General features: G+C 74.9%; 5 protein-coding genes. All 5 read left to right on the forward strand.

Going from position 1 to position 5,733, the window contains the following annotated elements:
- Positions 1-127: 127 nt before the first annotated feature.
- The 5 genes from HUW36_RS24110 to HUW36_RS24130 all read left to right on the forward strand — a co-directional run bounded on the left by HUW36_RS24110 (position 128) and on the right by HUW36_RS24130 (position 5,601).
- Positions 128-835 carry an SRPBCC family protein gene (locus HUW36_RS24110; protein WP_174530266.1) on the forward strand — a complete coding sequence of 236 codons (708 nt, stop codon included), beginning with the start codon at positions 128-130 and terminating at the stop codon, positions 833-835.
- The gene (locus tag HUW36_RS24115) at positions 832-1,242 is read left to right on the forward strand and encodes a cupin domain-containing protein (protein ID WP_174530267.1); all 411 of its coding nucleotides are present in this window, start codon (positions 832-834) and stop codon (positions 1,240-1,242) included. Before HUW36_RS24110 ends, HUW36_RS24115 begins: the two co-directional genes overlap by 4 nt.
- A complete protein-coding gene (locus tag HUW36_RS24120; protein ID WP_174530268.1) occupies positions 1,239-2,510 on the forward strand; it encodes a beta-ketoacyl-[acyl-carrier-protein] synthase family protein in 1,272 nt (423 codons plus the stop codon). The genes HUW36_RS24115 and HUW36_RS24120 overlap by 4 nt, the downstream gene beginning before the upstream one ends.
- Positions 2,507-3,754, forward strand: a complete 1,248-nt coding sequence (locus HUW36_RS24125; RefSeq protein ID WP_174530269.1) for a beta-ketoacyl synthase N-terminal-like domain-containing protein — start codon at positions 2,507-2,509, stop codon at positions 3,752-3,754. The genes HUW36_RS24120 and HUW36_RS24125 overlap by 4 nt, the downstream gene beginning before the upstream one ends.
- Before the next feature lie 449 nt (positions 3,755-4,203).
- Positions 4,204-5,601 carry a class I adenylate-forming enzyme family protein gene (locus HUW36_RS24130; protein WP_174530270.1) on the forward strand — a complete coding sequence of 466 codons (1,398 nt, stop codon included), beginning with the start codon at positions 4,204-4,206 and terminating at the stop codon, positions 5,599-5,601.
- The last annotated feature ends 132 nt before the right edge of the window (positions 5,602-5,733 follow it).

Here is a 5,733-nt window from a genome sequence, read left to right on the forward strand (position 1 = left end):
CCCACGCCGACGCCGCCCTGCCGAGGCTGCGTTCGGCGGTGCCCGACCCGCGTGCGGAGGCCGACCCGGCCGGCCGTACCCCCGTTCCCGCCGCGCCCGCCGCCGGCCCGACCACCTGGAGGAACCGATGACCATCGCCCCCGACCGCCCGCTCGCCAGCGAGATCACCGACATCCTGGTGACGCACTGCGGCCTGGACCCCGACGCCGCCGCCAGCACCCCGGCCGCGAGCCTGGAGGAACTGGGCATGGACTCGCTGGCGCTGCTCGAACTCTCCGCCGTCGTGGCCGACAGGTGGCGGGTGAAGATCCCCGAACAGGCCGGCCAGCTCAGCATCGCCGGCGTCGCGGACCTGGTGGCCCGCAAGGCGGACCCGCCCGGGCACACCGAGAACGCGATCGACATCGAGGCGCCGCTGCCGCTGGTCTGGGAGATCACCAACGACGTGGCCCGGTGGACCGAGCTGTTCACCGAGTACGCGCTGGTGGAGATCCTGCACGCGGAGGGCGACACGGTCCGCTTCCGGCTCACCATGCACCCCGACGAGAACGGGGTGGCGTGGAGCTGGGTCAGCGAGCGCACCGCCGACCCGGCGACGCGGGAGGTGCACGCCCGCCGCGTCGAGACCGGGCCGTTCGAGTACATGCGGATCCACTGGCGGTACGAGGAGGTGGACGGCGGCACCCGGATGACCTGGGTGCAGGACTTCGCGATGAAGCCCACCGCGCCCGTCGACAACGCCGGCATGACCAGCCGGATCAACACCAACAGCAAGGTCCAGCTCGCCGTGATCAAGGAGCGGATCGAGCGGGCGCACGCGGGAGGCGCGCGATGACCGACACCACCACCGCCCGGGTCTCCGTCCACGACGTCCCCGCCGACCGCCGCCGCGGCGGCGAGCTGCGGGTGCTGCTCGGCCCGAAGACCGTCGGCAGCACCTCCGGCTTCATGGGGGTGGCCGCGCTCGCGCCGGGGGAGCGGATCGCCGAGCACTACCACCCGTACAGCGAGGAGTTCCTCTACGTGGCGCGCGGCGCGATCACCGTCGACCTGGACGACGTGCCGGTGCCGCTGGCCGCCGGGGAGGCGCTCTACGTGCCCAAGGACGTGCGGCACCGGCTGCGCAACACCGGTGACGAACCCGCCGAGGTGGTCTTCCACCTCGGGCCGCTCGCGCCCCGCCCCGAACTCGGCCACGTCGACACCGAGAGCGCCGCCCCACCGCCGCGGGAGCCGTCGTGACCGGCCGGCGCACCGTGGTCACCGGCATCGGCGTGGTCGCGCCCGGCGGCGCCACCCGGGACCGGTTCTGGAAGACCATCACCGAGGGACGGACCGCCACCCGGCGGATCAGCTTCTTCGACCCGTCGCCGTTCCGGTCGCAGATCGCCGCCGAGTGCGACTTCGACCCCGACGCCGCCGGGATCACCCTGGCCGAGCGGCAGCGCGCCGACCGGTACGTGCAGTTCGCGCTCGCCTGCTCCGCCGAGGCGCTGGCCGACAGCGGGCTGACGCTCACCGACGCCGAGCGGGAACGGGCCGGCGTGGTGCTGGGCACCGCCGTCGGCGGCACGATGGCCCTGGAGCAGGAGTACGTGCGGGTCAGCGACTCCGGCCGGCACTGGCTGGTCGACCACGCGCTCGGCGGGCCGTACCTCTACCAGGCACTGGTGCCCAGCAGCCTGGCCGCCGACGTGGCCTGCCGGCACGGCCTGCACGGCCCGGCGCAGGTCATCTCCACCGGCTGCACGTCCGGCATCGACGCGATCGGGTACGCCCACCAGCTCGTCGCCGACGGCGAGGCGGACGTGGTGCTGGCCGGTGCCGCCGACTCACCGATCTCGCCGGTGACCGTCGCCTCGTTCGACGCCATCGGCGCGACCAGCCCGGACAACGACGACCCGGAGCACGCCTCCCGGCCGTTCGACGCCGACCGGCACGGCTTCGTCCTCGCCGAGGGCGCCGCAGTGCTGGTGCTGGAGGAGGCCGAGCACGCCCGCCGCCGGGGCGCGCACGTCTACTGCGAGGTCGCCGGCTACGCCAGCCGCAGCAACGGCTTCCACATGACCGGGCTGCGTCCGGACGGCGCCGAGATGGCGGTGGCCATCACCGACGCGCTGCGCCAGGCCCGGCTCGCCCCGTCGGCCGTGTCGTACGTCAGCGCGCACGGCTCCGGCACGCGGCAGAACGACAGGCACGAGACGGCCGCGTTCAAGCGGGCGCTCGGGGAGACGGCGTACCGGGTGCCGGTCAGCTCGATCAAGTCGATGGTCGGGCACTCGCTCGGCGCCATCGGTTCGATCGAGATGGCCGCCTGCGCGCTGGCCATCGAGTACGGCGTGGTCCCGCCCACGGCCAACTGGACCACCCGCGACCCGGAGTGCGACCTGGACTACGTGCCGAACGAGGCCCGGGAGGTGCCGGTGGACGTGGCGTTGTCGGTGGGCAGCGGGTTCGGCGGCTTCCAGTCCGCGATGGTCTTCCGCCGGATGGCGGTGACGCCGTCATGACGGCGCGGGCGGTGGTGACCGGCATCGGCGTGGTCGCGCCCAGCGGCGTCGGCGCGGACGCGCACTGGGAGACCGTGCTGGCCGGCACCCGGCGCACGGGCCCGATCACGCTGTTCGACCCGGCGCGCTACCCGACCCGGGTGGCCGGGGAGGTGGCCGACTTCGACCCGGCCGGGTTCACCGACACCCGGCAGCGGGTGCAGACCGACCGCTGGACCCACCTCGGCTTCGCCGCGACCGGGCTGGCGCTCGCCGACGCCGGGCTGCCCGAGGTGTCACCCGACCCGTACCGCTGGGCGGTCACGCTGGCCAGCTCGTCCGGCGGGAACCTGTTCGGGCAGCGGGAACTGCAACGGCTCTGGGGCGGCCCGACCCGCACGGTCGGCGCGTACCAGTCGATCGCCTGGTTCTACGCGGCAAGCGTGGGTCAGCTGTCGATCCGGCACCAGTTCAAGGGCCCGTCCGGGGTGACCGTGTCCGAGTCGGCCGGCGGGCTGGACAGCCTGGCGCACGCGGTGCGCACCATCCGCCGGGGAACCCCGGTGGTCGTCGCCGGGGCGACCGAGTGCCCGCTGAGCCCGTACGCGCTCGCCTGCCAACTGCGCTCCGGCCTGCTCAGCGACGTCGCCGACCCGGAACTCGCGTACCGGCCGTTCGACGCCGCGGCCAGCGGGTACGTGCCGGCCGAGGGCGGTGCGGTGTTCGTGGTGGAGGAGTTGGGGCACGCGCTGGACCGGGGCGCGCGGATCTACGGGGAGATCACCGGCTGGGCGGCCACCCACGACGCCGCCCCCACCGACCCGGAGGCCGGCCCCGACCCGACCCACTACGCCCGGGCGCTGCGGCTGGCCCTGGACCGGGCCGCCGTCCGTCCGCACGACGTGGACGTGATCTGGCCGGACGCGCTCGGCGTGCCGGCGTACGACCGGGCCGAGGCGGGCGCGCTGCGCGCGGTGTTCGGTGACCGGACCCCGCCGGTGACCACGCAGAAGCCGCTGACCGGCCGGGCCCACCAGGGCGGCTCGGCGCTGGACGCGGCCACCGCGCTGCTGGCGTTCCAGCGTGGCGTGCTGCCCGTCTCGGCCGGCCCGGACGACCCCGCCCCCGGGTGCGAGCTGACGTTCCTGCGCGAGCCTCGCCGGCCGCGCAGCCGGATCGCGCTGGTCGGGGCGCGCGGCTTCGACGGATTCAACAGCGCGTTGGTGCTGCGTGGCGCCGCGCCCCCGCCGACGGTCGAGGGCTGAGCGGTCCGCTCAGTCGCGTCCGTCGATGCGCTGACGCAGGGAGCGACCAGCCCGGAAGGCGCGCCTGGGGAGCCACACCCGCAGTCCGACGAGAGTCAGGATCACGACGAGGAGCAGGACGAGGTAGAGCCAGCGCATGACATCTCCGCCCGATCGGGGCGGACCGGGAACGTCCGCCTGCTCCCTTGTGCCCGGTGGCGGCGTCCGTCAACCGTCCCGGCGCCGCGAGCCGGCCGGGGCACGGGGGCGCGGCCGGCGGGCTACCTTGCCGGCGTGCGTCCGATCCTGCCTGTCCGATCGATCCTGAGCAATCCACCAGCCGCTGTTTTCGATCTAGCCATTTGCATCTGGCGATGCCGAGAAGGGCCGTCATAGGGTTCCCGCAGAACCTCGGAACGACGTACCCGGTGGGCGGATCCGCCCACATCGAGGCTGGGCGGTGGCCGGTCGTGAGTGCACAACCCGTGGCGGACGATCATGCGTCGACGACTGTGGACTGGGTGGACGACATCCTGTTCACCGGCCGTGACACCGACGTGTGTCTGCGCCTGCCGGAGCCGGTCGACAAGGGCACGCTGCGCCGCCTCGTCGGCGAGGCCCAGGCCCGCCTGACCGGGGCCGGGCTGCGGCCGGGCGGCGCGGCCGCGCTGCGCCTGCCGCCGTCGGTGGCGTACGTGGCGCACCTGCTGGCCACCTGGCGCGTCGGCGCCCAGGCCGTGCTGCTCGACCACCGGCTCACCGACCACGAGGTCGACCTCGCCCTGCGCCGGCTCACCCCGCAGGTGGTGGTCGCGCCGGTCCGCACCGGCGGCGGCGCGCTGCGCGTCTTCGTCGACGTCACCGCCGGCGTGTCGTCCTACTCCGACCGTCCCGCCGGCAGCCCGCACGCGGTGATCCAGCTCAGCTCCGGCTCCACCGGCCCGTCCAAGGTGATCGGCCGCACCGCCGCCGACCTGGTCGCCGAGGTGCGCCGCTACACGGAGATCGACGGGGTCGCGCTGCCCGGCGAGCGGATCGTCCTGCTGCCGTCCATGGTGCACGTGCTCGGCCTGGTCGGCGGCCTGCTCTACGGTCTGCACGCCGGGGTCGAGCTGTGCCCGCCGGAGCGGCTCGGCGGCGACGCCATCCTCGCCGCGATCGCCGCCCAGGACACCCCGGCCACCGTGCTCGGCGTGCCGTTCCACATCGGGCTGCTCGCCTCCACCGTGCCCACCGGCCCGCTGCCACAGCTGCGGCGCATGACCACCGGCGGCGAGCTGGTCCCGGCCGCGGTCGCCCGCGCCTTCACCGACCGCTACGGCGTCCCGCTGGGCAACATGTACGGAATGACCGAGGTCGGGGTCATCGGCACCGACCTGTACGGCGCGCACCGCCCCGCCGTCGCCCCCGCCCCCGGCATCGCGGTGCGGGAGCGCGACGGCGAGCTGTGGGTCAGCTGCCCGGCGAACCCGTACGTGGGTCTCGCCGACCCGACCCGCTGGGCCGACGGCTGGCTGCACACCCGCGACGCCGGCACGGTCGACCCCGGGACCGGTCTGGTCACCGTGCGGGGGCGGCTCGACTCGCAGGTGTCGGTGGGCGGCCTGAAGGTCGACCTCACCGAGGTGGAGGCCACCGTGGCGGGGCTGCCGGGCGTCACCGCCGCGGTGGTGGTCTGGGACGACGGCATCAGCGCCTACGTGCAGACCGACGGCACCCCGACCGAGGAGACACTGGACGCCCTGATCAGCGAGCGGCTGGCCGGGTTCAAGCGGCCCCGCGCGCTGCACCTGCTCGACCAGTTGCCCCGCACCACCACCGGCAAGCTGGTCCGCGCGGTGCCGACCCTGCGGGAGGCGGCCTCGTGACCGGCCCGCTAGGCGAGCACGACCTCGACCGGCCCGGCGGCGCCGAGCACGGCGACCGCGAGCACCAGCTCGTCGGTGCCGGCCGGATGACCGACGCGCGCGTCCGGGCGCCCGGGGACCGGCCACAGCCCG

It is taken from the genome of Micromonospora maritima, assembly GCF_902825405.1.
Classification (GTDB): domain Bacteria; phylum Actinomycetota; class Actinomycetes; order Mycobacteriales; family Micromonosporaceae; genus Micromonospora; species Micromonospora maritima.